At 50.4% G+C, this 26,388-nt stretch carries 25 protein-coding genes; 12 read left to right on the top strand and 13 right to left on the bottom strand.

Annotation, left to right across the window (positions count from 1 at the left end; all coding sequences use genetic code 11):
• Window positions 1-81: 81 nt before the first annotated feature.
• The 5 genes from lldP to trmL all read left to right on the top strand — a co-directional run bounded on the left by lldP (window position 82) and on the right by trmL (window position 5,866).
• Window positions 82-1,737: an L-lactate permease gene (gene lldP, locus RYZ59_RS04895; RefSeq protein ID WP_137382086.1), complete on the top strand. Its 1,656-nt coding sequence runs from the start codon at window positions 82-84 to the stop codon at window positions 1,735-1,737.
• Window positions 1,734-2,510 carry a transcriptional regulator LldR gene (gene lldR / locus RYZ59_RS04890; protein ID WP_202037419.1) on the top strand — a complete coding sequence of 259 codons (777 nt, stop codon included), beginning with the start codon at window positions 1,734-1,736 and terminating at the stop codon, window positions 2,508-2,510. Before lldP ends, lldR begins: the two co-directional genes overlap by 4 nt.
• On the top strand, window positions 2,507-3,685 hold the full coding sequence (gene lldD, locus RYZ59_RS04885) for an FMN-dependent L-lactate dehydrogenase LldD (protein ID WP_318045578.1): 1,179 nt from the start codon (window positions 2,507-2,509) through the stop codon (window positions 3,683-3,685). Before lldR ends, lldD begins: the two co-directional genes overlap by 4 nt.
• 320 nt (window positions 3,686-4,005) lie before the next feature.
• Complete coding sequence (locus tag RYZ59_RS04880; RefSeq protein WP_318045580.1) at window positions 4,006-5,346, top strand: aromatic acid/H+ symport family MFS transporter; 1,341 nt, start codon at window positions 4,006-4,008, stop codon at window positions 5,344-5,346.
• Window positions 5,347-5,392: 46 nt separating this feature from the next.
• Window positions 5,393-5,866, top strand: coding sequence for a tRNA (uridine(34)/cytosine(34)/5-carboxymethylaminomethyluridine(34)-2'-O)-methyltransferase TrmL (trmL, locus tag RYZ59_RS04875; protein WP_043018725.1), 474 nt, complete (start codon window positions 5,393-5,395; stop codon window positions 5,864-5,866).
• 180 nt (window positions 5,867-6,046) lie between these two features.
• Here trmL and cysE read toward each other — a convergent pair whose 3' ends face one another.
• The 5 genes from cysE to RYZ59_RS04850 all read right to left on the bottom strand — a co-directional run bounded on the left by cysE (window position 6,047) and on the right by RYZ59_RS04850 (window position 9,214).
• Window positions 6,047-6,868: a serine O-acetyltransferase gene (gene cysE, locus RYZ59_RS04870; RefSeq protein ID WP_003024160.1), complete on the bottom strand. Its 822-nt coding sequence runs from the start codon at window positions 6,866-6,868 to the stop codon at window positions 6,047-6,049.
• Between the two features lie 78 nt (window positions 6,869-6,946).
• Window positions 6,947-7,966 (bottom strand): NAD(P)H-dependent glycerol-3-phosphate dehydrogenase, encoded by a 1,020-nt coding sequence (gene gpsA / locus RYZ59_RS04865; RefSeq protein ID WP_318045582.1) that lies wholly within the window; start codon window positions 7,964-7,966, stop codon window positions 6,947-6,949.
• Complete coding sequence (gene secB, locus RYZ59_RS04860; RefSeq protein WP_003024155.1) at window positions 7,966-8,433, bottom strand: protein-export chaperone SecB; 468 nt, start codon at window positions 8,431-8,433, stop codon at window positions 7,966-7,968. Before secB ends, gpsA begins: the two co-directional genes overlap by 1 nt.
• Window positions 8,434-8,478: 45 nt before the next feature.
• On the bottom strand, window positions 8,479-8,730 hold the full coding sequence (grxC, locus tag RYZ59_RS04855) for a glutaredoxin 3 (protein WP_003024152.1): 252 nt from the start codon (window positions 8,728-8,730) through the stop codon (window positions 8,479-8,481).
• 52 nt (window positions 8,731-8,782) lie between these two features.
• Window positions 8,783-9,214: a rhodanese-like domain-containing protein gene (locus RYZ59_RS04850; protein ID WP_005120473.1), complete on the bottom strand. Its 432-nt coding sequence runs from the start codon at window positions 9,212-9,214 to the stop codon at window positions 8,783-8,785.
• A gap of 249 nt (window positions 9,215-9,463) precedes the next feature.
• Between RYZ59_RS04850 and gpmM the strand changes: the two genes are divergently transcribed.
• Genes gpmM through RYZ59_RS04835 form a run of 3 tightly spaced genes read left to right on the top strand, consistent with a single transcriptional unit; the run spans window position 9,464 to window position 13,276 of the window.
• Complete coding sequence (gpmM, locus tag RYZ59_RS04845) at window positions 9,464-11,008, top strand: 2,3-bisphosphoglycerate-independent phosphoglycerate mutase (RefSeq protein WP_318045584.1); 1,545 nt, start codon at window positions 9,464-9,466, stop codon at window positions 11,006-11,008.
• Window positions 11,009-11,041: 33 nt separating this feature from the next.
• Window positions 11,042-12,301 carry a murein hydrolase activator EnvC gene (gene envC / locus RYZ59_RS04840; protein WP_318045660.1) on the top strand — a complete coding sequence of 420 codons (1,260 nt, stop codon included), beginning with the start codon at window positions 11,042-11,044 and terminating at the stop codon, window positions 12,299-12,301.
• A 3-nt stretch (window positions 12,302-12,304) separates the two neighbouring features.
• A complete protein-coding gene (locus RYZ59_RS04835; protein ID WP_202037413.1) occupies window positions 12,305-13,276 on the top strand; it encodes a divergent polysaccharide deacetylase family protein in 972 nt (323 codons plus the stop codon).
• Here the strand turns inward: RYZ59_RS04835 and RYZ59_RS04830 are convergent.
• Window positions 13,263-14,297 carry a glycosyltransferase gene (locus RYZ59_RS04830; RefSeq protein WP_318045587.1) on the bottom strand — a complete coding sequence of 345 codons (1,035 nt, stop codon included), beginning with the start codon at window positions 14,295-14,297 and terminating at the stop codon, window positions 13,263-13,265. The two genes, RYZ59_RS04835 and RYZ59_RS04830, sit on opposite strands and share 14 nt — an antisense overlap.
• A gap of 247 nt (window positions 14,298-14,544) precedes the next feature.
• Here RYZ59_RS04830 and rfaY point away from each other — a divergent pair, with 247 nt between their 5' ends.
• A complete protein-coding gene (gene rfaY / locus RYZ59_RS04825) occupies window positions 14,545-15,231 on the top strand; it encodes a lipopolysaccharide core heptose(II) kinase RfaY (protein ID WP_318045589.1) in 687 nt (228 codons plus the stop codon).
• Between the two features lie 67 nt (window positions 15,232-15,298).
• On the opposite strand, the gene tdh is transcribed toward rfaY, so the two are convergent.
• The 3 genes from tdh to RYZ59_RS04810 all read right to left on the bottom strand — a co-directional run bounded on the left by tdh (window position 15,299) and on the right by RYZ59_RS04810 (window position 18,835).
• Window positions 15,299-16,324 (bottom strand): L-threonine 3-dehydrogenase, encoded by a 1,026-nt coding sequence (tdh, locus tag RYZ59_RS04820; protein WP_005120462.1) that lies wholly within the window; start codon window positions 16,322-16,324, stop codon window positions 15,299-15,301.
• A 9-nt stretch (window positions 16,325-16,333) separates the two neighbouring features.
• Window positions 16,334-17,530, bottom strand: a complete 1,197-nt coding sequence (gene kbl, locus RYZ59_RS04815; protein ID WP_061066827.1) for a glycine C-acetyltransferase — start codon at window positions 17,528-17,530, stop codon at window positions 16,334-16,336.
• A gap of 153 nt (window positions 17,531-17,683) precedes the next feature.
• On the bottom strand, window positions 17,684-18,835 hold the full coding sequence (locus tag RYZ59_RS04810; RefSeq protein WP_318045592.1) for a glycosyltransferase: 1,152 nt from the start codon (window positions 18,833-18,835) through the stop codon (window positions 17,684-17,686).
• Window positions 18,836-19,138: 303 nt separating this feature from the next.
• On the opposite strand from RYZ59_RS04810, the gene rfaD reads away from it, so the two are divergent.
• The 3 genes from rfaD (at window position 19,139) to rfaC (ending at window position 22,208) form a co-directional block, all read left to right on the top strand.
• The gene (gene rfaD / locus RYZ59_RS04805; protein WP_048227317.1) at window positions 19,139-20,119 is read left to right on the top strand and encodes an ADP-glyceromanno-heptose 6-epimerase; all 981 of its coding nucleotides are present in this window, start codon (window positions 19,139-19,141) and stop codon (window positions 20,117-20,119) included.
• 79 nt (window positions 20,120-20,198) lie between these two features.
• Window positions 20,199-21,245 (top strand): ADP-heptose--LPS heptosyltransferase RfaF, encoded by a 1,047-nt coding sequence (gene rfaF, locus RYZ59_RS04800; RefSeq protein ID WP_318045595.1) that lies wholly within the window; start codon window positions 20,199-20,201, stop codon window positions 21,243-21,245.
• Between the two features lie 3 nt (window positions 21,246-21,248).
• Window positions 21,249-22,208, top strand: coding sequence for a lipopolysaccharide heptosyltransferase RfaC (gene rfaC / locus RYZ59_RS04795; protein ID WP_318045597.1), 960 nt, complete (start codon window positions 21,249-21,251; stop codon window positions 22,206-22,208).
• A 128-nt stretch (window positions 22,209-22,336) separates the two neighbouring features.
• Here the strand turns inward: rfaC and RYZ59_RS04790 are convergent, their stop codons facing one another.
• From RYZ59_RS04790 to rfaQ, 4 genes are all read right to left on the bottom strand, one after another.
• On the bottom strand, window positions 22,337-23,107 hold the full coding sequence (locus RYZ59_RS04790; RefSeq protein ID WP_318045600.1) for a glycosyltransferase family 25 protein: 771 nt from the start codon (window positions 23,105-23,107) through the stop codon (window positions 22,337-22,339).
• A gap of 127 nt (window positions 23,108-23,234) precedes the next feature.
• Entirely contained in the window at window positions 23,235-24,032 is a 798-nt protein-coding gene (gene rfaP / locus RYZ59_RS04785; protein WP_318045602.1) for a lipopolysaccharide core heptose(I) kinase RfaP, read from the bottom strand.
• On the bottom strand, window positions 24,025-25,149 hold the full coding sequence (locus RYZ59_RS04780; RefSeq protein WP_137382103.1) for a glycosyltransferase family 4 protein: 1,125 nt from the start codon (window positions 25,147-25,149) through the stop codon (window positions 24,025-24,027). Before RYZ59_RS04780 ends, rfaP begins: the two co-directional genes overlap by 8 nt.
• A gap of 21 nt (window positions 25,150-25,170) precedes the next feature.
• Window positions 25,171-26,175: a lipopolysaccharide core heptosyltransferase RfaQ gene (gene rfaQ, locus RYZ59_RS04775; protein ID WP_411961642.1), complete on the bottom strand. Its 1,005-nt coding sequence runs from the start codon at window positions 26,173-26,175 to the stop codon at window positions 25,171-25,173.
• Between the last annotated feature and the right edge of the window lie 213 nt (window positions 26,176-26,388).

The following is a 26,388-nucleotide window of genomic DNA, read 5'->3' as shown; positions in this document are numbered from 1 at the left end:
AGGGCCACTTTTACACATAATGTGACTAAGAGATGAGCAAAGACTCATTCCATTATGTTGAAGGCCCTCAGGAGACCTGCAATGAATCTCTGGCAACAAAACTACGACCCGGCGGGTAACATTTGGCTTTCCAGCCTGATAGCATCGCTACCGATCCTGTTCTTTTTCTTCGCGCTGATTAAGCTCAAGCTGAAAGGTTATGTTGCGGCGTCATGGACGGTCGTGATTGCCCTGTCGGTTGCCCTGTTGTTCTATAAGATGCCGGTCGATCACGCCCTGGCCTCCGTGGTATACGGCTTCTTCTATGGTCTGTGGCCGATAGCCTGGATCATCATTGCAGCGGTGTTTGTCTATAAAATCTCGGTGAAAACCGGGCAGTTCGACATCATCCGCTCATCCATTCTCTCAATTACCCCTGACCAGCGCCTGCAAATGCTGATTGTCGGTTTCTCCTTTGGGGCGTTCCTCGAAGGGGCCGCGGGCTTCGGCGCACCAGTGGCGATAACCGCCGCACTGCTGGTTGGTCTTGGTTTTAACCCACTGTATGCAGCAGGCTTGTGCCTGATCGTCAACACCGCGCCGGTGGCGTTTGGTGCGATGGGAATCCCTATTCTGGTTGCCGGTCAGGTCACCGGGCTGGACAGCTTTGAGATTGGCCAGATGGTTGGCCGCCAGCTGCCGTTCCTGACGATTATCGTACTGTTCTGGATTATGGCGATTATGGATGGCTGGCGTGGTGTCAAAGAAACCTGGCCTGCGGTGATGGTCGCTGGCGGTTCGTTCGCTATCGCGCAGTACCTCAGCTCTAACTTTATCGGACCAGAACTGCCGGACATCATCTCTTCTCTGGTTTCGCTGGTCTGTCTGACGCTGTTCCTGAAGCGCTGGCAGCCGGTACGCATCTTCCGTTTTGGCGATATGGGCGCTTCTCAGGTCGATATGGACCTGTCGCGCACCCGCTACACCGCCGGGCAAATCATCCGCGCCTGGTCTCCGTTCCTGTTCCTGACCGCCACCGTCACACTGTGGAGCGTACCGCCGTTTAAAGCGCTGTTTGCACCTGGCGGCGCGATGTACCACTGGGTGGTCAATATTCCGGTTCCGTTCCTCGACAAGCTGGTTGCCCGTATGCCACCGGTGGTACACGAAGCCACAGCGTATGCCGCAGTGTACAAATTTGACTGGTTCTCAGCGACCGGCACCGCCATCCTGTTTGCCGCCCTGCTGTCTATCGTTTGGCTGAAGATGAAACCCTCTGCCGCACTGCAGACCTTTGGCAGCACGCTGAAAGATCTGGCACTGCCTATTTACTCCATCGGGATGGTACTGGCATTCGCATTTATCTCTAACTACTCCGGGCTGTCTTCAACGCTGGCGTTAGCACTGGCTCACACGGGCAGCGCGTTCACTTTCTTCTCGCCGTTCCTCGGCTGGCTGGGGGTGTTCCTGACGGGCTCTGATACCTCGTCAAACGCCCTGTTCGCAGCGCTACAGGCAACGGCGGCGCAGCAAATCGGTGTTTCTGACGTACTGATGGTAGCGGCAAATACCACCGGCGGCGTAACCGGCAAGATGATCTCTCCGCAGTCTATCGCCATCGCCTGTGCGGCAGTGGGACTGGTTGGCAAAGAATCTGATCTGTTCCGCTTCACCGTCAAACACAGCCTGATTTTCACCTGCATGGTGGGTGTGATCACCACACTGCAGGCCTATGTCTTAACCTGGATGATTCCATGATTGTGATGCCCAGACGCCTGTCAGACGAGGTTGCATCTCGTGTGCGGGCGCTGATTGAAGAACAACAGCTGGAAGCGGGCATGAAGTTGCCCGCTGAGCGCCAACTGGCCGTACAACTGGGCGTATCACGCAACTCGCTGCGTGAGGCGTTAGCCAAGCTGGTGAGCGAAGGGGTGTTGATCAGCCGCCGCGGCGGTGGGACGTTTGTCCGCTGGCAGCATGAGGCGTGGTCTGAACAAAACATCGTTCAGCCGCTGAAAACGCTGATGGCAGACGATCCCGATTACAGTTTCGATATTCTGGAAGCCCGTCACGCCATCGAAGCCAGCACCGCCTGGCATGCCGCCATGCGTGCCACAGCCGCCGATAAAGAGAAAATCCGGCTCTGTTTCGACGCCACGCAAAGCGAAGACCCCGATCTCGCCTCGCAGGCAGACGTGCGTTTTCACCTCGCCATTGCCGAAGCGTCGCACAACGTGGTGCTGCTACAAACTATGCGCGGTTTCTTCGACGTCCTGCAGTCTTCGGTTAAACAGAGCCGCCAACGTATGTATCTGGTACCGCCCGTTTTTTCACAGTTGACGGAGCAACATCAGGCTGTGCTGGACGCCATCGTTGCCGGGGATGCCGACGGCGCCCGGAAGTCCATGATGGCGCACCTTAGTTTCGTCCACACCACAATTAAACGATTTGATGAAGATCAGGCCCGCCAGGCGCGTATCACCCGCCTGCCCGGTGATCCTGGTGAGAATAGCAGGGAGAACAACACATGATTATTTCAGCAGCCAGCGACTATCGCGCCGCAGCCCAGCGCATCCTACCCCCTTTCTTGTTCCACTATATTGACGGTGGAGCGTACGCAGAACACACCTTGCGCCGTAACGTGGCAGACCTGTCGGAAGTGGCGCTGCGCCAGCGCGTGCTGAAGAACATGTCCGACCTGAGTCTGGAAACCACTCTGTTCAACGAAAAATTGTCGATGCCGGTGGCATTAGCCCCGGTCGGTTTGTGTGGCATGTATGCGCGTAGGGGTGAAGTTCAGGCCGCCGCCGCCGCTGACGCCAAAGGTATTCCATTTACGCTTTCTACGGTTTCTGTCTGCCCGATTGAAGAAGTCGCCCCGACCATCAAACGCCCAATGTGGTTCCAGCTGTACGTCCTGCGCGATCGCGGCTTTATGCGTAATGCCCTGGAGCGCGCCAAAGCGGCAGGCTGCTCCACGCTGGTCTTTACTGTCGATATGCCCACGCCTGGCGCCCGCTACCGTGATGCCCATTCCGGTATGAGCGGCCCGAATGCGGCGCTGCGCCGTTACTGGCAGGCGGTCACCCATCCCCAGTGGGCATGGGACGTTGGTCTGAATGGTCGTCCGCATGATTTAGGCAATATTTCGACTTATCTTGGCAAACCTACCGGCCTTGAAGATTACATCGGCTGGCTGGCAAATAACTTCGATCCGTCTATTTTCTGGAAAGACCTCGAGTGGATCCGCGAATTCTGGGAGGGTCCGATGGTGATCAAAGGGATCCTCGATCCGGAAGATGCCCGCGATGCCGTACGCTTTGGCGCAGATGGCATTGTTGTTTCTAACCACGGTGGTCGCCAGTTGGATGGTGTACTGTCTTCTGCTCGTGCGCTGCCCGCCATTGCCGATGCGGTCAAAGGGGATATCGCTATCCTGGCCGACAGCGGGATACGTAACGGTCTGGACGTCGTGCGTATGATTGCGCTGGGTGCTGATAGCGTCCTGTTGGGTCGCGCTTACCTGTACGCGTTGGCGACACACGGACAGGCTGGTGTGGCGAATCTGCTGAACCTGATCGAAAAAGAGATGAAAGTGGCCATGACCCTGACTGGCGCGAAATCGATTAGCGAAATCAGCCACGACTCGCTGGTTCAGGAACTGGGCAAAACCCTACCTCCGCTCGCTCGGGGTGATGCTGCATAATCACACCCTCATACTGCCTCTTCTCTTGATGGTCGGCCTGTTTTTCGGTCCGACCATTTTTTATGCAAAAGTAACGACTACTTAACATTTACAACCAATATATTTGACAACTTTTTATCCGCCTGCCAAATGTATATACAAGCTAATACAACAGCATTTTATACATGTACCCTAAATAATTCGAGCTGCAGGAAGGCGGCAACGCAGCGAATCTCAGAAGCGTACATAAGTACGTGACTGGGGTGAGCCAGTAAAGCCAACGCACATGCAGCTTGAAGTATGACGGGTAGATAACAACCATCATAACGGGCGAGGGTAACATGGCTTATTCCGGAAAAGTGAATATCCAGCAGGCGATAGATGACACTCCTTTTTCACGGTTTCACTGGGTCATTATTGTCCTGGGCTTTCTGGTTTTAGCCATTGATGGCTTCGATACGGCGGCAATGGGCTACATTGCCCCCACACTCTCTGCTGACTGGGGCATCAAGAAACAAGATCTGGGACCGGTATTGAGTGCCGCGCTATTGGGACTCTCATTTGGCGCACTGCTGGCCGGGCCAATTTCCGATCGTATGGGACGTAAGCGCGTACTGGTCTTTTCCTGCCTGTTCTTTGGACTCGCCAGTCTGGGTACAGCGTATGCCGAGACGCTAAATATGTTAACGTTCTGGCGGTTCCTCACCGGCCTTGGACTCGGTGCCGCAATGCCCAATGCCATCACGCTGGTCTCAGAATTTGCCCCTAAACGCTGCCGTTCAATGGCCATTAACACCATGTACTGCGGCTTCCCCCTTGGTGCTGCGGGTGGCGGGGTTATCTCCTCCTGGCTCATTCCCAGTTACGGCTGGCACAGCGTACTGCTGGCTGGCGCAATCGCCCCACTGGCGCTCACCGTGTTATTAGTGCTGTTCCTGCCAGAATCGGTGAAGTATTTGGTTCACCGTGGCAAAGAGATCGCACAAATCAAACGCATTGCCCAACGCTTTATGTCGGGGAGCCTGGAGCAGGTCACCCAGTTTTACCTGGAAGAAGATCGGGTGGCGGTCAAAAAAGGCAGCGTAGCGCAGCTATTCAGTATGCCCTGGCTGCCGGGTACGCTGATGCTGTGGATGACCTACTTTATGGGGCTGGTGATCTATTACGTACTGCTCAGTTGGATGCCAACGTTAATGCTGGGAATGGGCTACCCGCTGGCAGAGTCCGCCTGGCTGACATCGCTATTCACCTTCGGTGGCACGGCAGGGATCCTGCTGGCCGGCTGGTTGATGGATCGCTGGGAAGCACACAAAGTGGTATCACTCGGCTTTATGCTGACGATGCTGTTTGCCCTCGCGCTCGGCTTTGAGCATAACCACATCGTCCTGTTCGGCGCACTGATCTTCCTGATGGGGATTACCATGAACGGCGCGCAGTCCGGGCTACAGACGCTGGCTGCAACGTTTTATCCCACTCATTGCCGCGCAACCGGCATTGCCTGGATGCAAGGTGTGGGCCGCTTTGGTGGAGTAGCCGGCACCATGATGAGCGCCCAACTGCTCTCCCTGCAATGGCAGGCCGACAGCATCCTGATGTTCCTCAGCCTTCCAGCGCTGGTCGCCGCTGCCGCAACAATTTACAAGCTGCAGCGCTATAAACCGCACGCGCTGACCGTCGCATAGTACCCGCTCTTTCTGCTATTCTGCCCCCCGTTATCAAGGGGGCAGTATGCTTAACATCGTTTTATTCGAACCAGAAATCCCGCCAAATACCGGCAATATTATCCGTCTTTGCGCCAACACCGGCTTTCGTCTGCATATTATTGAGCCAATGGGCTTTACCTGGGACGACAAGCGGCTGCGTCGCGCGGGGCTGGACTACCACGAATTTACCGCCGTGCTACGCCACCCTGATTACGCCGCCTTCGTCGCCGCAGAACATCCGCAACGTCTGTTCGCCCTGACGACCAAAGGTACGCCTGCACACAGTGCGGTAAGCTATCAGGATGGGGATTACCTGATGTTTGGCCCGGAAACACGCGGTCTTCCAGCCAGCATTCTTGATGCCTTGCCTGCCGAACAAAAAATTCGTATTCCGATGATGCCGGACAGCCGCAGCATGAATCTGTCAAATGCAGTGTCGGTGGTAGTGTATGAGGCCTGGCGCCAGTTAGGTTATCCCGGCGCGGTATTACGTAGTTGATTTTAGTCGGATGCGGCTAGCGCCTTATCCGACCTACATTAATTTGATGTTATTCGTTTCGAGCGTTATCGGCGCAGACAGATTGAACACGGACTGCGCTTGCCGACCTGCGCGTACACGCAGTACGTGAGGATGACGAGCACAGCCCAGGTTCAATATGGCAAGTAAGATAGCTCGAAATCAGATGCCATCGCCGTATTCGAACGTATGATGTATCCCATTGAAATGCTGATCCATATCCATGGACGGTTTATCGCTGTCGGGCTTGCCGACGATGCGGGCCGGAACGCCTGCGGCGGTAGTGTGCGGCGGTACAGGCTGGAGAACGACAGAGCCTGCGCCAATCTTCGCGCCGCGTCCAACCTCGATATTGCCAAGGATTTTCGCGCCAGCGCCAATCATCACGCCTTCACGAATTTTCGGGTGACGGTCGCCGCCTGCTTTACCGGTCCCGCCAAGCGTGACGGATTGCAGAATAGATACGTCGTTTTCAATGACCGCCGTTTCACCCACCACAATGCCTGTAGCGTGGTCGAGCATAATTCCGCGACCAATTTTTGCCGCCGGGTGGATATCCACCTGGAAGGTAACAGAGACCTGATTTTGCAGGAAGATCGCCAATGCCTGACGCCCCTGATGCCATAGCCAGTGGCCGATGCGGTAGGCCTGCAGCGCATGGAAGCCTTTCAGATACAGAAGTGGGGTGGAATATTTATCGACTGCCGGGTCACGCGTGCGCACAGCCTGGATATCGCAGGCCGCCGAGGCAATCATTTCAGGATCGGCCGCATAAGCCTCTTCCACAACTTCGCGAATAGCAATAGCGGGCATGATCGGAGAAGCAAGTTTGTTCGCCAGCATATAGCTCAGCGCACTGCCGAGATTCTCATGCTTGAGCAGCGTTGCGTGGTAAAAACTGGCCAGCATTGGCTCACATTCCGCCAGTGCCCGGGCTTCCGCTTTAATATTTTTCCAGACAATATCCAGTTCTTCACACGGCATTGCTTACTCCAGAAGGTAGCAAAACGACCGACCCGTTCTTCGCGGGTCGGGTCGTTATATTCAACAGTTTCCTTGCAGCTAGTGGCGACTCAGCTCGTCCTTGCGTGCACGACCTAGTAACGTCAATGCTGCCTCGCGCGCGTTTTTTCCGCAATACAATACTTGATAAATTTCCTCGGTTATTGGCATTTCGACACCAAAACGGTGCGCCAACTCACGAACTTCTTTTGTATTGCGATAGCCTTCAACCACTTGACCAATCTTGTCCTGCGCGCCCTGCACATCCATACCCTGTCCGAGCATCATGCCAAAGCGGCGGTTACGCGACTGGTTGTCGGTACAGGTCAGCACCAGATCGCCTAAACCAGCCATCCCCATGAAGGTGGCAGGATCAGCGCCCAGTGCCGCACCAAGCCGCGACATTTCGGTAAGCCCACGGGTGATCAATGCCGTTCGTGCGTTTGCACCAAAGCCGATACCGTCAGACATCCCAGCGCCAATCGCAATCACGTTTTTCACCGCGCCACCAAGCTGCACGCCAATGAAATCCGGGTTACTGTAGACGCGGAAGCTTTTGCCACAGTGCAGTAACTGCTGAAGATCATCAGCAAACGTCTCGTCCGTTGAGGCCAGAGAAATCGCCGTCGGCATGCCCGCCGCCAGTTCTTTGGCAAACGTAGGACCGGAGATAACGGCCAGCGGAATTTCATCCCCCAGCGCTTCACGCGCGACATCCTGCAACAGGCGTCCCGTTTCTGCTTCCAGTCCTTTTGTCGCCCAAACCAGTCGCGCGTCAGCACGCATCAACGGTTTAATTTTGCGCAGCACCTCACCAAAGACATGGCTCGGCACCACCACCAGAATGTTACGGCTGGCGGCCAGCGCAGTAGCTAAATCACTTTCCAGGCGCAGCGTTTCGGGAAAAGGCACATCAGGGAGGAACGCGACATTGCAGCGATCGCGCTCAAGGGTCGCGATATGTTTGGGATCATGGCCCCACAGGACAACCTGGTGGCCGTTTCTTGCCAGGGTGATAGCAAGAGCGGTGCCGTACGAGCCGGCACCAATCACAGTCATTGAAGCATTACTTTGGTTCATCAGGCATCCTGATGTTCTTCAGTACCTTCGCCAGCCTGCTGCTGTAAATAGTTCATGAACAGCGCATCAAAGTTGACCGGCGCAAGGTTCAGTTGCGGGAACGTACCGCGTGAAACCAGGCTGGTGATGCATTCTCGGGCATACGGGAACAGGATGTTCGGGCAGTATGCACCCAGGCAATGCGCCATCTGAGTCCCTTCAATACCACTGATGGAGAAAATACCGCCCTGCTGAACTTCGCACAGGAACGCAGTTTCTTCGCCCAGAGAAGCCGTAACGGTGACACGCAGCACTACTTCATACACATCATCTGCCAGTTGGGTAGATGCGGTATCAAGATCCAGTTTAACCTCTGGCTGCCAATCTTTCTGGAAAACATGCGGTGCATTTGGCGCTTCGAAAGACACATCCTTGGTATAAATACGTTGGATCTGGAAAGCCATTTCAGTGTTATTTTGTTCTGACATGTTTAGAAAACCCTTAGTGTTGTCCTTTAAATACTTCGGTACGCCTTAACGCAGCAGGGGATCCAGTCCACCACGCGCATCCAACGCATACAAGTCGTCACAACCGCCAATGTGCTGTGCATCAATAAAAATCTGCGGAACCGTCGTACGGCCACTGCGCTTGATCATCTCTTCACGCTTCACGGCATCACCGTCAATCGGAAGTTCCTGGAAACTCACACCCTTACTGTTCAACAGCGCCTTTGCGCGATGGCAAAACGGGCAGGTTGCTTTGGTATAGATCTCAATATTGGCCATGACTTATCTCCAGTGTTCTTTTTACCCTGCGGTACGAAAGAAGACGGGTAAATTACTTGCCGCGAACCAGTGGCAGATTCTCGCCACTCCAGCCCGCTACGCCGTCTTTCAGTACAGATACCTGCTCAAAACCGGCTTTAATCAGCGCAGTTGCGGAATCCTGGCACTGCATGCCTGAGCCATCAACCACAATAACAGGTTTGTTTTTGTGTTTTTCCAGCTCGCCAAAATTATTGGCTTTGATTTCGCTCGGCAGCAGGTTCGTGGAACCTGCGATATGACCTTTGCGGAAGTCGTCACGCTGACGTAAATCCACAATCACCGCATCTTCTTTATTGATTAGACGTGTCGCTTCGCCGCGTGTAATTACCTTCACTTTTGAGGTCAGGCTCTTAAACGTGGTAAACAATACCGCCGCCAGTAACGCAATCCAGGCGATACTCAAGACAGGGTGGCGGCTAACAAATTGCATAATTTCTTGCATGGGGGGTAACAACTCCCGACTCAGTGATTAAAAAAACCAGGAAAGGAGTATACCTGCGCGTTGGCGCAAATACAGCCAGAGCATGCATTGGATTGCATTTTTGCGGGGCGCTACGGAAAAAAAAACACAAATCGCCCCCCTACCCGAACCGCTCTGGTCGATTATTTGATCTTCTGGGGCTACTTTATCGATTCAGCTGTAGTAAAATTACGCAATTATTTTTTATCTATTAAGTGTGAGGTTGTCGCAATGTCGGTTTCTAAAAAGCCTATGGTACTGGTGATTCTGGATGGCTACGGCTATCGTGAAGACAGCCAGGATAACGCTATTTTTAATGCCAAAACCCCGGTAATGGATGCTCTGTGGGCAAAACGTCCGCATACCCTGATTGATGCGTCTGGCCTGGAAGTTGGCCTGCCCGATCGCCAGATGGGCAACTCCGAAGTGGGTCACGTCAACCTTGGCGCGGGCCGTATCGTGTATCAGGATCTGACCCGTCTGGATGTGGAAATTAAAGAACGGACTTTCTTCGCTAACCCGGTGCTGACCAACGCAGTCGACCAGGCCAAAAATAGCGGCAAAGCGGTACACATTATGGGTCTGCTCTCTGCCGGCGGCGTTCACAGCCACGAAGATCACATAATGGCGATGGTAGAAATGGCCGCTGAACGTGGCGCTGAGAAAATCTATCTGCACGCTTTCCTTGATGGCCGTGATACCCCGCCGCGCAGCGCTGAACATTCACTGCAGAAATTCGAAGAGAAATTTGCCGCGCTGGGCAAAGGCCGCGTAGCGTCCATCATCGGTCGTTACTACGCTATGGACCGCGACAACCGTTGGGATCGCGTTGAACAGGCTTATGACCTGATGACGCTGGCAAAAGGTGAATTCAAGGCACATACCGCAGTAGCGGGTCTGCAGGCTGCCTATGCTCGCGACGAGAACGACGAATTCGTAAAAGCGACCGTGATCCGCGCTGAAGGCCAGGCTGATGCCGCAATGGAAGACGGCGATACGCTGATTTTCATGAACTTCCGTGCTGACCGTGCGCGTGAAATCACCCGTGCGTTTGTTAACGCTGACTTCGACGGCTTCGCCCGTAAAAAAGTCGTTAACCTCAACTTTGTGATGCTGACTGAATACGCTGCCGACATCAAAACCGCGGTGGCTTACCCACCAGCGTCACTGGCCAACACCCTTGGTGAGTGGATGGCGAAGAATGACAAAACCCAGCTGCGTATTTCTGAAACAGAAAAATACGCGCACGTGACCTTCTTCTTTAACGGCGGTGTAGAAGAACCGTTCAAAGGCGAAGACCGCATCCTGATCAACTCGCCAAAAGTCGCTACCTACGACCTGCAGCCAGAAATGAGCTCTGCAGAACTGACCGAGAAGCTGGTTGCTGCGATTGAGAGCGGTAAATACGATACCATCATCTGTAACTACCCGAACGGCGACATGGTTGGCCATACCGGGGTGATGGAAGCGGCGGTTAAAGCGGTTGAAGCGCTGGATCACTGCGTGGAACAAGTGACTAAAGCCGTTGAATCCGTTGGCGGCCAACTGCTGATCACCGCAGACCACGGTAACGCAGAGCAGATGCGCGATCCGTCTACCGGTCAGGCACATACCGCGCATACCAACCTGCCGGTTCCGCTGATTTATGTTGGTGGCAAAAACGTCAAAGCAGTTGAAGGCGGTAAACTTTCTGATATCGCCCCAACTATGCTGACGCTGATGGGTATGGAAATCCCGCAAGAGATGACTGGTAAGCCGCTGTTCATCGTGGAATAATCCCTCCCCATGAGGGGAAAGGCGATTAATACCATCACTCGGGCCGTGAAACCGCGTAAGATTTCAGTCAGGCCCTTGTTCTACGCCAGCGCGCTTAGCGCTGGCGTATTGCTGTGCGCCTTTTCCGCCCACGCGGACGAACGCGACCAGCTCAAATCTATTCAGGCCGATATCGCGGCAAAAGAACGCGCGGTACGCCAGCAACAGCAACAACGCGCCACCCTCCTCGCTCAGCTTAAAGCTCAGGAACAAGCCATCGCCGTTGCCGCAAGGCAGTTGCGCGAAACGCAAAACTCACTGGCACAGCTGAATGCGCAAATCGCAGAGATGAATGCAGCACTCGCGAAGCTGGAAAAGCAGCGGGCAGCGCAAGAACGCAGCCTGGCTGCGCAGCTAGATGCAGCGTTTCGCCAGGGTGAACACACCGGTATTCAGTTGATCCTCAGTGGTGAAGAGACTCAGCGCGGGCAACGCCTGCAGGCCTATTTCGGCTATCTGAACCAGGCGCGCCAGGAGACTATCGCACAGCTGAAGCAAACCCGCGAAGAGGTCGATTCGCAAAAAGCCGAGCTGGAAGATAAGCAAAGCGAACAGCAGACGCTGCTGTACGAACAGCGTGCTCAGCAGGCAAAACTGGAGCAGGCGCGTAATGAACGCCAAAAAACGCTCGCGGGCCTGGAATCATCCATTCAGCAGGGCCAGCAGCAGTTAGGCGAGATGCGAGCCAACGAATCCCGTCTGCGCAACAGTATTGCGCGAGCCGAAGCCGCCGCGAAAGCCCGCGCAGAGCGTGAAGCGCGTGAGGCGCAGGCTGTACGTGATAAGCAGCAGGAAGCATCACGCAAAGGCTCAACCTATAAGCCAACCGAAAGCGAGAAATCACTGATGTCTCGTACCGGCGGGTTGGGTTCACCACGCGGTCAGGCCTTCTGGCCCGTTCGTGGTCCAACGCTGCATCGCTATGGCGAACAGCTGCAAGGTGAGCTACGTTGGAAAGGGATGGTTATTGGTGCCTCCGAAGGTACCGAAGTCAAAGCCATCGCCGATGGTCGCGTCATTCTGGCAGACTGGTTGCAGGGCTATGGACTGGTCGTCGTGGTTGAACACGGTAAAGGCGATATGAGCCTGTACGGTTACAACCAAAGCGCATTGGTCAGCGTGGGTACGCAGGTTCGCGCCGGGCAGCCTATTGCACTTGTGGGTAGCAGCGGTGGTCAGGGCAGGCCAGCACTCTATTTCGAAATTCGCCGCCAGGGTCAGGCGGTCAATCCACAGCCGTGGTTGGGAAGATAAGTTTTGCCTCAGTTTCGTCGTACTTTGCTCTCACTCGCCAGCCTGCTGGCATTCGCAACACCTGTTTTCGCCGGCAAACTTGCTATCGTCATTGATGATTTCGGTTATCGTCCGCAAACGGAAAACCAGGTGCTGGCAATGCCTTCCACTGTCTCCGTTGCCGTTCTGCCAAACGCGCCACATGCACGTGAAATGGCGACTAAAGCGCATAACAGTGGACATGAGGTGTTGATCCATCTGCCGATGGCTCCACTGAGCAAGCAACCGCTGGAGAAAGACACGTTACGCCCGGAGATGAGCAGCGAAGAAATTGAACGGATTATTCGCGACGCGGTAAGCAAAGTGCCGTATGCAGTGGGACTGAACAACCACATGGGGAGTGCGATGACGTCCAGCCTGTTCGGCATGCAGAAAGTGATGCAAGCTCTGGAACGCTACGACCTCTACTTCCTCGACAGTATGACCATCGGCAACAGCCAGGCCATGCGCGCGGCGGCAGGAACCGGGGTGAAGGTCATCAAACGCAAAGTCTTCCTCGACGATACACAAAACGAAGCGGATATTCGCCGTCAGTTTAATCGTGCAGTCGATCTTGCTCGCCGTAACGGATCAGCGATTGCCATCGGGCACCCTCACCCTTCTACGGTACGCGTATTGCAGCAGATGCTGTATAGCCTGCCAGCCGATATTACGCTGGTTCGTCCGAGCAGTCTGCTCAATGAGCCGCAGGTCGATACCTCCAGGCCTAATCTCACTCCACCGAGAAACGGTACGCCAGATGCGCCCCGTAATCCTTTCCGTGGGGTAAAATTGTGCAAACCGAAACAACCTTTGGAGCCGGTTTACGCCAACCGATTCTTTAGCGTGCTAGGGGAAAGCATCACACAAAGCACGCTGGTGCAGTATATGAGACTGCAGTGGCAGGGCTGGGGGAACACATCTTCACCCAGCACCATGAACGCTAACGTAGATTAAGCGCTTTTCGGGCAATACGCGAAGGCGTTGATGTTTTATCGCGCCATTTCCATAAACGGAATGTCCATAGCAGTGCCTGATACAATACTTTGGCACTGCGTACGTTAGTTATCATGCGCTTATACATACCCGAGACAAAAATCTCTGCGATCATACGCTGACGAATATGCACATCCTGTTCTTTACGGACCGCATGGCATACGCGTAATGCTTCATAGGTGACTTGCTGATGAAATTCCGGATAAATAGTAATCCGATCGGCATATTCACGATTCAGCCTATCCAATAACCGCGTAATTTTAATATAGTGTCGCTGGTAGTTGAGATTTTTTAAACCTTGTCGTTTAAGACGGCTGATTGATTGATCATGTAAGAAGTATTTATATAAAGATTGTTCGGTATATCGCACACGTACAGCGTTAAACATAAACTCCGTCGTCCAGACAATATCCTGGTGATGTAACCCCGGAATAAACGTTATTTTATTTTTCTCAATAACATCCCGGCGATAAATTCCCATCCACACCACATGTGTCCAGCGGCGTGAAGCCAACGCCATACGTAACCAGTCAGGGCCGGTCAACACCCCCGTAGACCGAAGACGATCCGTCGGTATTGATTGCCAGGTGTGTCCCGTTTCGAGAATGCACCAGTCGGAATTACACTGGGCTAAATCCAGGTCATCCTTAATTGCCATGGTCATCAGGGTTTCGTACATATTGGGATAAACCAGGTCATCGGCATCAACAAATGCAACATATTCCCCTTTGGCCGCTTCCAGGCCGCGGTTACGCGCTACGGATGCCCCTGTGTTAGCCTGATGCAACAACCGCACGTGGGAATAGTTATCCGCATAATGTTGTGCAATATCAACAGAGTTATCCGTTGAACCATCATTCACAATGATGATCTCTAGCGCAGTCCATGTCTGTGCGATCAACGATTCCATGCAATCCCGAAAACTATCACCCACGTTATACAACGGAATAATAACACTCAACATACTTGTGCGGTTTCTCATCAGCTAACCCAGGTTTGTCATTACGCTGATGACTTTTACTACAGTTTCATTAAGGAATTATTAAGGTTAGAACGTATTTATGGGCAGAAACGCTGCAGCGAAAGCATCCGGCTTGAGAAAGATGCCCTGCCACGCCTGCGTTTAGCAGGTTGATGATAGCTCAGATCGTCTACATATCGGTGTGCACAACCTGTATACTCTATCCCTATGAATTAACGTACTCTATAGGCTGATATTGAGGGAAAAGATGGCCATCAGTAAGACACACGAAAAAGGTTATACGGTCTATTGCAAAGAGACCAGAAAAGACCTTAAGTCACTGATGAATAAATACATCAAAAAAGAAATCAGTGGCAAACCGCTGAGCAGTGGTAACGCATTGCGCAGCGTGGAGTTGGTCGAGTACAACTCACAAAAATTTATCATCAAAAATGACCGTGAAGTTGATCCTCGATTTGAGAAAAAATTACAGAGCTTTATCTCCGGCCCTTTCTATTCCCGACTGATCAGGAAGCTGGACAAGCTCCCGCCGGAAATGCGCATCTGTACTGCCGATCTCTATTATGCTGCTGAGAAAACACGTTTTCGCCAGTGCTATGATGTTTATACTATTCATGAATATATTGAAGGGGTTCCTTTAAGGAAAATTAACCAGCAGAATGCTGACGAGGTAAAGCAATGCGTGCTGCGTCTTCACAAAGCAGGACTGGCATCAAATGATATTCACCCTGGGAATTTCATTCGCACACCAACGGGTGAGTTAAGGATTATTGACCTGTCCTGTAAGGGAAATATGAAGGTCTGTCAGGCAAATGACATTCTGGCATTACAACGAAAATATAATATTAACGTTAACGGCAGAGGGTTAATTTATAAACTCATCCTGCTTAAAGAAAATATAAGATCGTTATCCAGAAAGATCCGCGGAAAATAAAATCTATGGTTTATACGGCCAGATAGCAATATCTGGCCGTAATTAACATTGAATGCACGCTGCGCACTCAATCCCAGCTCAGGATCACTTTCCCGGACTGGCCTGAACGCATGGCATCAAAGCCCTGCTGAAACTCATCAATCGAGAATCGATGGGTGATGATCGGCGACAGATCAAGACCGGACTGGATCAGTGCCGCCATCTTGTACCAGGTTTCAAACATTTCGCGACCATAGATACCTTTAATAAACAGACCTTTAAAGATAACTTTCGTCCAGTCTATCGACATGTCTGATGGCGGGATCCCCAACATGGCAATACGGCCACCGTGGTTCATGGTGTCCAGCATGGTGCGGAACGCTGGCGGCGCTCCGGACATCTCCAGGCCCACATCAAACCCTTCGGTCATCCCCAGTTCAGCCATCACGTCGGTCAGATTCTCTTTCGAGACGTTGACTGCGCGGGTAATACCCATTTTACGCGCCAGCTCCAGACGGTACTCATTAACATCGGTAATCACTACGTGGCGTGCACCAACGTGCTTCGCTACCGCGGCAGCCATAATGCCAATCGGACCCGCACCGGAAACCAGCACATCTTCGCCAACCAAATCAAACGACAGCGCCGTGTGTACCGCGTTACCGAATGGATCGAAGATGGAAGCTAAATCATCGGAGATATTGTCCGGGATTTTAAAGGCGTTAAACGCCGGGATCACCAGATATTGTGCAAAACAGCCTGGACGGTTTACGCCGACACCGGTCGTATTGCGGCACAGGTGAGTACGGCCACCGCGGCAGTTACGGCAATGTCCGCAGGTAATGTGGCCTTCACCAGAAACGCGATCGCCGATTTTGAAGCCTTTAACTTCCTGGCCGATGCCAACAACTTCACCGACATATTCATGCCCTACAACCATTGGAACCGGGATGGTTTTTTGCGACCACTCATCCCAGTTATAAATGTGAACGTCAGTCCCGCAGATGGCTGTTTTACGGATTTTAATCAGCAAATCGTTATGGCCGACTTCCGGTTCAGGAACGTCGGTCATCCAAATGCCTTCTTCCGCTTTCAGTTTGGATAACGCTTTCATTTCACATCCTCAGGCAATTACGCCCAGTTGTTTACCAATGCGTGTGAACGCGTCGACTGCACGCGTAATCTGTTCAGGGGTATGTGCCGCAGACATCTGGGTACGAATACGCGCCTGGCCTTTTGGAACCACTGGATAAAAGAATCCAGTAACGTAAATCCCCTCTTTTTGCAGTTCGCGGGCAAACGCCTGTGCAACAACCGCATCACCCAGCATGACCGGAATAATCGCGTGATCGGCCCCAGCCAGCGTGAAGCCTGCTGCGGACATTTGCTCACGGAATTGACGCGCATTCGCCCACAGACGATCGCGCAGGTCGCTACCCGCCTCAACCATCTCCAGCACCTTAATGGAAGCGGCAACAATGGCCGGAGCCAGTGAGTTAGAGAACAGATACGGACGAGAACGTTGACGCAGCCACTCAACAACTTCTTTACGTGCCGCAGTGTAACCACCCGATGCGCCACCGAGTGCTTTGCCCAGCGTGCCGGTGATGATGTCCACACGACCCATCACGTCGCAATACTCATGAGAGCCACGGCCGTTCTCACCCACAAAGCCTACCGCGTGGGAATCATCTACCATCACCAGCGCATCATATTTGTCTGCCAGATCGCATACGCCTTTCAGGTTAGCGATAACGCCATCCATAGAGAACACACCATCGGTGGCGATCAATACGTGGCGGGCACCAGCTTCACGCGCTTCTTTCAGACGCGCTTCCAGTTCCTGCATATCGTTGTTGGCGTAGCGGAAACGCTTCGCTTTGCACAGGCGCACACCATCGATAATAGAGGCGTGGTTCAGGGCGTCAGAGATAATGGCATCTTCTGCTCCCAGCAGCGTTTCGAACAGGCCACCGTTGGCGTCAAAGCAAGAAGAGTAAAGAATGGCATCTTCCATACCCAGGAACGCAGCCAGTTTTTGCTCCAGTTGCTTATGGGTGTCCTGAGTGCCACAAATAAAGCGCACCGAGGCCATACCAAATCCGTGAGAATCCATACCCGCTTTTGCCGCTGCAATCAGTTCCGGGTGGTTAGCCAGCCCTAAGTAGTTGTTCGCACAAAAGTTAATAACATGGCTTCCGTCAGCCACGGTGATATCAGCCTGCTGAGCAGACGTAATAATGCGCTCTTCTTTAAACAACCCTTCCGCGCGTGCGGTTTCCAGATCGTTCGTTAACTGCTTATAAAAATTCCCACGCATTGCAATTCTCCAGACTGGGCAAATTTCAGCACATATTACCCAATGCTATTGGTTTGTACGAGATGACTCATCATGACTTGTCTAAAATGCAGCATAAATCACGTGTACCCACATAACCTTTCAGGAATGACAGACCTGGCATCACAACCTGACTTACGTTGTCGCGTCATCAATGACCTGAGACGCTGATGACGGTGCCAGAGTAAATCCTGCCATAGCAAAGGCCTTATTAACCTTAATGATATAGTTGTCTTCGTAGAATTCCTCAATCGCCTGCTGAATCTGCTCGCCGGCAGGCAACGCTTTGTCATCAACGATTTCCTGCAGCAAGGAAACAAATTTTTCTGGTTCATCAGTCGGGTATAAATTACCGTTTATCCCTTCTTTGATAATGTCTGCTGGCCCCGTTTCACAATCAGAGCTAATGGCATAAACACCGTGAGCGCTGGCTTCAACCAGAACCATAACGAAACCTTCAAAATGGGAAGTTAGCAGCAGGCAAGTGATATTTTTCAGCGTATTTTGAATATATTCCCACGGTGATTTCTGCCAACCATGCCAGTGAATGTTTTCGCTAATCCCCAACGTTTCAGCTAATGCCGTTAAGGTATCAACATCCGGGCCGGTGCCGACAATATCTAAGGACCACTTCCCTTTTAGTTTAGCCAACCCATTGAAAAGACTACGTACATTTTTCTGTCCATCTGCTACAACCCTGCCTACATACACAAACCGGGCATGCTTCTCAGGGGTAGGGATACGGATATCGCATCGCGCAACGGGATTGTAAATCGTTGCAATAGTGCTTTTTTCTATTCCCATCTCAATGAGTTGCTGAGTTATCCCAGAGCTAATTGAAAGATGATAGTCAGCTTTATTAATGTACTTGATTTTTTTCTTGTAATTATTTTTGTAGAAGTTAAAAATAGAGAAGTGAAACCATGAAAATATTTTAACCTGCTTGCTTGTATATTTTCTTGCAACGTGACTGATATAACATGAAAGCGTATCCAGGGATATAATTACATCAGGACTTTCCTGATGTATAATTTTTCGCAAACCATAAGCAAAACTTAGTCTTCTTAATTTAGTTATTTTTATATTAGAAGAAAGATGACAATAGCGCTGCCCCGTAAGCCAGCCAATATTGACATTGCTATTATTATTTTTCTTAAAGAAAACAAAGGAGACATCAATATCAGGGTCTTGCATCCGCAGCAGCTTCACCAGATTAATACATACTGTCTCCATACCGCCGAGGCCACTTGTTTCATAACCTGTAATAATTATCTTCTTAAGTTGCATATGTTATTTTCATTCCAACGACTATTGTCAGCCCCAACACAGTGCTTTACCTTGCTTATTGATTCGTTGATGGCTCCGAAAAAGCGGGCACCGCGCACTTGAACACTCATTCACAACACGAATCATACACCACTCTGCCTAAACCATTTCAATCAAGAATATAAACATTGAAAGCAATAACCAGCACAAATTCTACACGCTACATGACGCGACGTACTGCTGAAGCCGAAGCCATGTAGTGATATGATTAGAGGTATTCGTGTCTGAGATTGTCTCTGACTCCATAATTCGAAGGTTACATTTATGATCATCGTTACCGGCGGCGCGGGCTTTATCGGCAGCAACATCGTTAAGTCCCTGAATGACAAAGGCATCACCGATATTCTGGTGGTGGACAACCTAAAAGACGGCACCAAGTTTGTGAATCTGGTGGATCTGAATATTGCTGACTATATGGATAAGGAAGACTTCCTGATCCAGATTATGGCTGGAGAAGATTTCGGCGATATTGAGGCAATTTTCCACGAAGGCGCGTGTTCTTCCACGACCGAGTGGGATGGCAAGTATATGATGGACAACAACTATCAATACTCCAAAGAGCTGCTGCACTACTGTCTGGAGCGTGAAATTCCTTTCCTGTATGCCTCTTCTGCAGCAACGTACGGCGGTCGTACCTCTGACTTCATCGAATCTCGTGAATATGAGAAGCCGCTGAACGTCTATGGCTACTCAAAATTCCTGTTCGACGAATATGTACGCCAGATCCTGCCAGAAGCAAATTCTCAGATCGTTGGCTTCCGTTATTTCAACGTCTACGGGCCGCGTGAAGGTCACAAAGGCAGCATGGCGAGCGTAGCTTTCCATCTCAATACTCAGCTCAACAACGGCGAAACACCCAAGCTGTTCGAAGGCAGTGAAAACTTCAAACGTGATTTCGTTTATGTCGGCGATGTTGCGGCAGTAAACCTGTGGTTCCTGGAAAACGGCGTTTCCGGCATCTTTAACCTCGGTACTGGTCGCGCAGAGTCTTTCCAGGCCGTCGCGGATGCCACGCTGGCATACCACAAAAAAGGCAGCATTGAGTACATTCCGTTCCCGGAAAAACTGAAGGGCCGCTATCAGGCATTTACTCAGGCGGATCTGACTAACCTGCGCGCTGCGGGCTATGACAAACCGTTCAAGACCGTTGCCGAAGGCGTGACGGAATATATGGCCTGGCTGAACCGCGACAACGCTACAAATTCACAAAATCATTCGAGCGGTATCAAGGCGGCAACTAAGTGAATCTCCGGGAGCTTACAAGAGTAAGTGACCGGAGTGAACGCAGGCAGCCAACGCAGAGACAGCTTGAAGGATGAAGTGAATGAAGATTTTGGTGGTAGGCCCGTCATGGGTGGGCGACATGATGATGTCGCAAAGTCTCTATCGCACGCTCAAGGCGCGCTATCCCCAGGCAATAATCGACGTGATGGCACCTGCATGGTGCCGTCCGTTATTATCGCGCATGCCTGAAGTCAACGATGCTATCGCCATGCCGCTTGGACACGGCGCACTGGAGATTGGCGAGCGCCGCAAACTGGGCCACAGTTTGCGTGATAAACGCTACGATCGCGCGTACGTCCTGCCGAACTCATTTAAATCCGCACTAGTACCCTTCTTCGCGGGTATTCCTCATCGTACCGGCTGGCGTGGCGAGATGCGGTATGGTCTGCTGAACGATGCACGTGTACTGGATAAGGAAGCCTGGCCGCTGATGGTCGAGCGCTATGTCGCGTTAGCGTACGATAAAGGCGTGATGCTCACAGCCAAAGATTTACCACAGCCGCTGCTGTGGCCGCAATTGCAGGTCAGTGAAGGCGAAAAGTCACTTACCTGTAGCCAATTTTCCCTCTCAGCTGAACGTCCAATCATCGGTTTCTGCCCTGGTGCAGAATTTGGTCCAGCGAAACGTTGGCCACATTACCACTATGCTGAACTGGCAAAGCAGTTGATCGACGAAGGTCATCAGATTGTCCTGTTTGGCTCGGCTAAGGATCATGAAGCTGGCAATGAGATTCTGGCTGCACTGAGCGTTGAACAGCAGGCATGGTGTCGGAACCTGGCTGGTGAAACGCAGCTGGAGCAGGCCGTTATTCTTCTCGCCGCCTGCAAAGCCGTGGTCACCAATGACTCCGGTTTGATGCACGTGGCTGCCGCACTAAATCGTCCGCTGGTCGCTCTGTATGGCCCCAGCAGCCCGGATTTCACTCCACCACTCTCCCACAAAGCTCGCGTGATTCGCCTGATTACGGGGTATCACAAGGTGCGTAAGGGGGATGCTGCACAAGGGTATCACCAGAGCCTGATTGACATCACGCCTCAGCGCGTACTGGAAGAACTGAATGACCTGTTGTTACAAGAGGAAGTCTGACGGATGCGGGTTCTGATCGTTAAAACATCGTCCATGGGCGATGTGCTGCATACGTTGCCCGCACTAACAGATGCGCAGCAGGCCATTGCGGATATTCAGTTTGATTGGGTAGTGGAAGAAGGGTTTGCTCAAATCCCCTCCTGGCATCCGGCCGTTGACCGTGTGATCCCGGTGGCGATTCGCCGCTGGCGTAAAGCCTGGTTTTCCGCCCCCATTAAAGCGGAGCGCAAAGCTTTTCGCGATGCGGTGCGTTTACAAAACTATGACGTGGTTATCGATGCGCAGGGGCTGGTAAAAAGCGCCGCGCTGGTCACACGTCTGGCGCACGGCATTAAGCATGGTATGGACTGGAGTACCGCGCGTGAACCGCTGGCGAGTCTGTTTTATAACCGTAAGCATCATATCGCCAAACAACAGCATGCTGTTGAACGTACTCGTGAGTTGTTCGCGAAAAGTCTGGGATATGCCAAACCCCAGTCGCAGGGTGATTACGCGATTGCACAGCATTTTCTGAATGAACGCAATGCCGATGCAGGGCAGTATGCCGTCTTCCTGCACGCCACCACTCGTGATGACAAGCACTGGCCGGAAGCAAAGTGGCGGGAGCTCATTGGCTTATTCAATCACGCAGGAATACGTATTAAGCTCCCCTGGGGTGCTCCGCATGAAGAAACGCGAGCCAGACGACTGGCAGAAGGATTTGATTACGTAGATGTTTTACCGCGCATGAGTCTTGGGGATGTCGCCCGGATATTAGCCGGCGCTAAGTTTGTGGTATCCGTTGATACCGGATTAAGCCACTTGACCGCCGCACTGGATCGGCCGAATGTTACGCTATATGGCCCTACGGACCCGGGGTTGATTGGGGGATACGGGAAGAATCAGGTCACATGTCGTGCCCCGGAAGGAAAGCTTGCTTTGCTTGAACCCACTCAGGTTTATTCTCACATAGCGCTGCTGTAATTATTCAGGTTTCGCAGATATGTTAAATTCGTTCTTATACAATCGCTTTGCTATTTAACATATCTGCAGCTGACTAAAACTATGCACTATATCGTATTTCATCCACGATTAAGCATTGTTGCATTCATCTACTTCCACCAACATAAACCAAGAATAATTCGTCGGGCATGCCAGTATGAGGAGGAAATTTTACGTCTGAAAAGTGATTTTTTCTTTTTCTTGTGACTCTTTATCTCTTTACGTTCTTTCTCTAACCAGCTCCCGGACAACTCTTCAGGGTGATGGACAAAGTTTGCCAGGTATATATCAGAAAAATACCCCTGGCGCATCAGATATGCCCATTCGTCTATGATGAAAAAGTTATTTTCAAAACGGGAAACAAGTTTTTGAGCTGTTACAGAATTCATTAAATAACCGCAGGCTCGCAAAACATATCCATGACCAAATATGACTTTGCCGAAGGTCTGGCCACCAATTTTCTTGAGTTTAAGCAAATTTAAGACAACTTTATTCTTATACCTTAAACCATCCTGCCCACCAAGTAGGTATAACGCGTCTTTATTGAGAACACTTTCATCGACAGTCGATATAAATTCCTTAAAATCCTGATCGATAATTGCGTCATCTTCAAGAATACAAACCCAATCTTGCCCACTCTGCCCAAACTGTTTAAATGCCTTCATATGGCTTAGTGAGCAACCCAGTTCACCATCAGTAGGCGTATGGTTTTCCCTGTGCTGAAAGTCAGTTAACGGTATCTTGCGCTTTTCTTCGGCAGACAAATTTTTCCCATAGATAGCATCAACAAACGAATACTCGATATTTAATTCATTCATTATATCTGATACGCGTTTTCGTCGGGCATCGTCAAAAGGAAGCGAAATGACCAGCACGTGCATGAGTTCAAACCCTCTAATATAATTAAGCCGGCACAGTCATCATGAAATAAAGGTTAACAATTACTGGCCAGCTGAATAAACTTAACTAACTATTCTATGTAGCTATACAAAGTCTATTATTCCATATTTATAGTTTATTTTTCGATGTATGATTAATAATCTTATCAGTTTTTCTTGCATAGGTTGCAAAGAGTTCAGACTCATCACGAATAATTTGATTAATGTCTTTTTTAAAGTATATCTTCAGAAATCTGAAGTAGTCTCTTTGCGTTAACCCGATGTTTAACGAGGAGAAGTACAAACCAATCAGATCTTTATTGCGCCAACGAATAGGAACCGCATTTCTTATCTGAGCTCGGTGCAGATCAATAACCGACAGTTTGAACGCATTATCCTCAAAATTGGCCGGTTGATGCAATAAGAAGTGACAGAGATAGCAATCGCGGTGATTAACGCCTCCCTGATGCATCCTTCTGACCATAATGGCAAGACGCTCAATTAATGCCATTTTAATTTTCCGCGCGGGTGGATTCACCAACCAATTTGCGCAATAGTCTTCCAGGCTAACCGCCGGACTCAGATCTTCAGTTATAATAAATGAGATACGGTTGAGCGGATTTATACCTTGTTGCCCGAAACCAACACCGTACATTGTATCAACGTCCAGTTCCTGCAAACGGTGTATAGCATTCCATTCTCTATCAGCTCCGAGTACCGGCAAACGTAAAGAGAATAAGTTTTTGATAACTTCCTTCAGTTTAGTTCCCTGGTGCCATTTCAGGAAATAGCTTTTACCTGCAATCTCAAACCTTATCGTTCTACGCGTTTCGAGCTGCCTAAATGTTTCTCCCTGCAGCTTCTGCACTTCAGAAAAAGCATCTTTCCCTTTCCACAAGGATAAAAATGGTTCTTTTAACTCAACCATGGGCACCACCTATAATAATATCAGCTGCTTTCTCAGGTAGACTATAAAGGTCTTGAGTATCAGCAAAGTGTTGTGCATTCTCTTTCCATGCTTTTCTCTGCCCTGAGTCAGTTAAAGATAAATAAACAGCTTCATTTAATAATTTTTGTTCAAATGGTTCATCAATAACAATCCCGCACTCAGCATCTCTAACATAATGAGCATATCCGCATACTGCCGTTGTTATGACAGGTAAACCTGCTGCAATTGCTTCAACCAGCACGATCCCTGCGGCCTCCTGGTATGCCGGATGAATCAATAGATCGGCTGCTGCCATTAACTCTGAGACATCATTACGACCAGGGAAGAACTTGATATTGTCAGCAACAGCATACTCTGTTGCCAGCTTTATATAGCGATCAGGCTTATCCTGACCCACAACAAAAAGAATCGTTTGTTTGCGGACAGCTTCCGGTAAGGAAGCGATCGCCTTGATAGTTCTGTCGACACCCTTACGGGTAAAATCAGAACCGATTTGTATAATTAAATACTGGGAATCACTGATATCATTTTCTTTCCTGAAGCTAGCTCTACAATTTGTTGGCTGAGAGCTGTATTTTCTGTCAGGATAAATCCCCGGCGGAAGGATATGAAAACGCGCTGGCTCAGTATGATAGTGCTTCTGAAAATCCGCAATTTGCTTATCTGTTAGCATTAACAGCTGTGTTGATTTTCCCTCAGCAAATGTAGCTTTTTCAAAGGCGGCATAATGTCGGTATCGCGGTGTCAGACGATAGAGCAAACCTTTTTCTTGCGCGACTTTTTCTGCGTAGCAGACATCAGCAGCATAATAAACATCTAACCCAGGCATTTTATTGAACCCAACGATCCGGTCTGCTGGATTACTCTCAAGATGTTTACTTACCCACCGATGATACTCAGCATTTTTCCCGTTGTTGGAGCATGACCTCACAGGAACAATGATGATCTCCAGGCTGTCTGGAATATTTCCTTGCCATGATTGTGTGTAAACCCGAACATGATGTCCACGTGATGCGACTGTCGACGCTATACGCAAAAAATCACGCTGTAACCCACCAAAAGGGAAATATTTATACAAACAGAAAGCAATAACCATTTTATATATCCGGATGCTTTATTAATCGAGTTTAGGTAACCGTAACGCTATGGCTGCAATCACGTCTTCCGCAGGTATAGCTGATAAATATTTCTTACTTCGATCAAGTTTTTCACGCACAGGCATTGGTTGGTAATCACCAGCCCAAAATTGAACCACATCATCAGACCATGGTCGCCAAGCGATATGATCGGTGGCGCCGAAAAGACAAATGATGGGGGTTTTAACAGCTGCGGCAATATGCATCGGGGCAGAGTCGACACCAATAAAAAGCACAGCATGATCAATTAATGCAGCAAGCTCAGGGAATGTTGTCTTCCCGGCAATTTCAGTTAACGGTTTGGTTTCACATGCCCTGGCAATCTCATCGACGCAGGCAATATCGCTGGCACCGGGTCCAGAAGTCAGTACAACCTGATACCCCAAATGATGTATCGCATCAATCACCAGGGAGAATCTATCATTCTCCCACGACTTGAATTCTTGTCTCGCCGTAGGCTGTATAACAACATACTTCTGGGTATCAACTTGAGGAAGTTTTTTCCGAACAGATTGCCAGACTTGCTCACCATAAACCATTTTCAGTACCGGGACTGATTCTTTTAGATTTAATGGCGTCAGCACAGACAAATTACGTTCAACCCAATGATCGCCACTTAGAGGAACGTGATGAGTAAAACTGTCGCGCCAGAATTTCTTATTTCTGTGCGAGAAATCATGTGTCAACTTTATTGGGCAATCCAAACAACGACACAGTAAAGCAACTATCCACTGATCGGTAAGGTTGACCACTAAATCATAATGATTACCACGTAGTACCTTGATCAGCGCTAAGAAATTTTTTGCTTTCTCAAAAGCAGAGCTCTTTTTATTTTTTATCCCATATAAAGCATGGATATCGGGATTTTCAGATAAAATAGGAATGGTATCTTCGTAGAGTAAAACATCAATATCAGCATCAGGATAATTTTTTTTAAGCGTGCTGATGACCGGTGTGGTTAGCAACATATCGCCGTGAAAGCGCATTTTTATTACCAGGATCTTTTTCACACTCTACCCTTTCAGGTTATTGTTAATTTTCAAATCACGCTACCGCCCCAGGCTCAACAGCTACCTGTGTACTGCAGATCACACCATCTTATTTTATCGCTTATATTATACCACTAATCACTTGACAATTCGATATCTATAGAAATTTTCTATGTGAATTAGAAAAAAATGAATATTTACAGTATATGA

Source organism: Citrobacter sp. HN-141 (assembly GCF_033341895.1).
In the GTDB taxonomy this organism is placed as follows: Bacteria; Pseudomonadota; Gammaproteobacteria; order Enterobacterales; family Enterobacteriaceae; genus Citrobacter.
The sequence above is the reverse complement of the archived record's forward strand: the minus strand, read 5'-3'. Positions and strand labels throughout refer to the sequence as shown.

Coding starts and splice junctions, on each gene's coding strand:
- tdh (WP_005120462.1), bottom strand. CDS start 16,324: ATGAAAGCGTTATCCAAACTGAAAGCGGAAGAAGGCATTTGGATGACC.
- rfaP (WP_318045602.1), bottom strand. CDS start 24,032: ATGGTTGAGTTAAAAGAACCATTTTTATCCTTGTGGAAAGGGAAAGAT.
- gpsA (WP_318045582.1), bottom strand. CDS start 7,966: ATGAACCAAAGTAATGCTTCAATGACTGTGATTGGTGCCGGCTCGTAC.
- RYZ59_RS04880 (WP_318045580.1), top strand. CDS start 4,006: ATGGCTTATTCCGGAAAAGTGAATATCCAGCAGGCGATAGATGACACT.
- secB (WP_003024155.1), bottom strand. CDS start 8,433: ATGTCAGAACAAAATAACACTGAAATGGCTTTCCAGATCCAACGTATT.
- rfaY (WP_318045589.1), top strand. CDS start 14,545: ATGGCCATCAGTAAGACACACGAAAAAGGTTATACGGTCTATTGCAAA.
- kbl (WP_061066827.1), bottom strand. CDS start 17,530: ATGCGTGGGAATTTTTATAAGCAGTTAACGAACGATCTGGAAACCGCA.
- RYZ59_RS04810 (WP_318045592.1), bottom strand. CDS start 18,835: ATGCAACTTAAGAAGATAATTATTACAGGTTATGAAACAAGTGGCCTC.
- lldD (WP_318045578.1), top strand. CDS start 2,507: ATGATTATTTCAGCAGCCAGCGACTATCGCGCCGCAGCCCAGCGCATC.
- RYZ59_RS04850 (WP_005120473.1), bottom strand. CDS start 9,214: ATGCAAGAAATTATGCAATTTGTTAGCCGCCACCCTGTCTTGAGTATC.
- trmL (WP_043018725.1), top strand. CDS start 5,393: ATGCTTAACATCGTTTTATTCGAACCAGAAATCCCGCCAAATACCGGC.
- RYZ59_RS04780 (WP_137382103.1), bottom strand. CDS start 25,149: ATGGTTATTGCTTTCTGTTTGTATAAATATTTCCCTTTTGGTGGGTTA.
- grxC (WP_003024152.1), bottom strand. CDS start 8,730: ATGGCCAATATTGAGATCTATACCAAAGCAACCTGCCCGTTTTGCCAT.
- RYZ59_RS04830 (WP_318045587.1), bottom strand. CDS start 14,297: ATGAGAAACCGCACAAGTATGTTGAGTGTTATTATTCCGTTGTATAAC.
- gpmM (WP_318045584.1), top strand. CDS start 9,464: ATGTCGGTTTCTAAAAAGCCTATGGTACTGGTGATTCTGGATGGCTAC.
- rfaD (WP_048227317.1), top strand. CDS start 19,139: ATGATCATCGTTACCGGCGGCGCGGGCTTTATCGGCAGCAACATCGTT.
- lldP (WP_137382086.1), top strand. CDS start 82: ATGAATCTCTGGCAACAAAACTACGACCCGGCGGGTAACATTTGGCTT.
- rfaF (WP_318045595.1), top strand. CDS start 20,199: ATGAAGATTTTGGTGGTAGGCCCGTCATGGGTGGGCGACATGATGATG.
- lldR (WP_202037419.1), top strand. CDS start 1,734: ATGATTGTGATGCCCAGACGCCTGTCAGACGAGGTTGCATCTCGTGTG.
- RYZ59_RS04790 (WP_318045600.1), bottom strand. CDS start 23,107: ATGCACGTGCTGGTCATTTCGCTTCCTTTTGACGATGCCCGACGAAAA.
- rfaQ (WP_411961642.1), bottom strand. CDS start 26,175: ATGCGCTTTCACGGCGATATGTTGCTAACCACACCGGTCATCAGCACG.
- rfaC (WP_318045597.1), top strand. CDS start 21,249: ATGCGGGTTCTGATCGTTAAAACATCGTCCATGGGCGATGTGCTGCAT.
- cysE (WP_003024160.1), bottom strand. CDS start 6,868: ATGCCGTGTGAAGAACTGGATATTGTCTGGAAAAATATTAAAGCGGAA.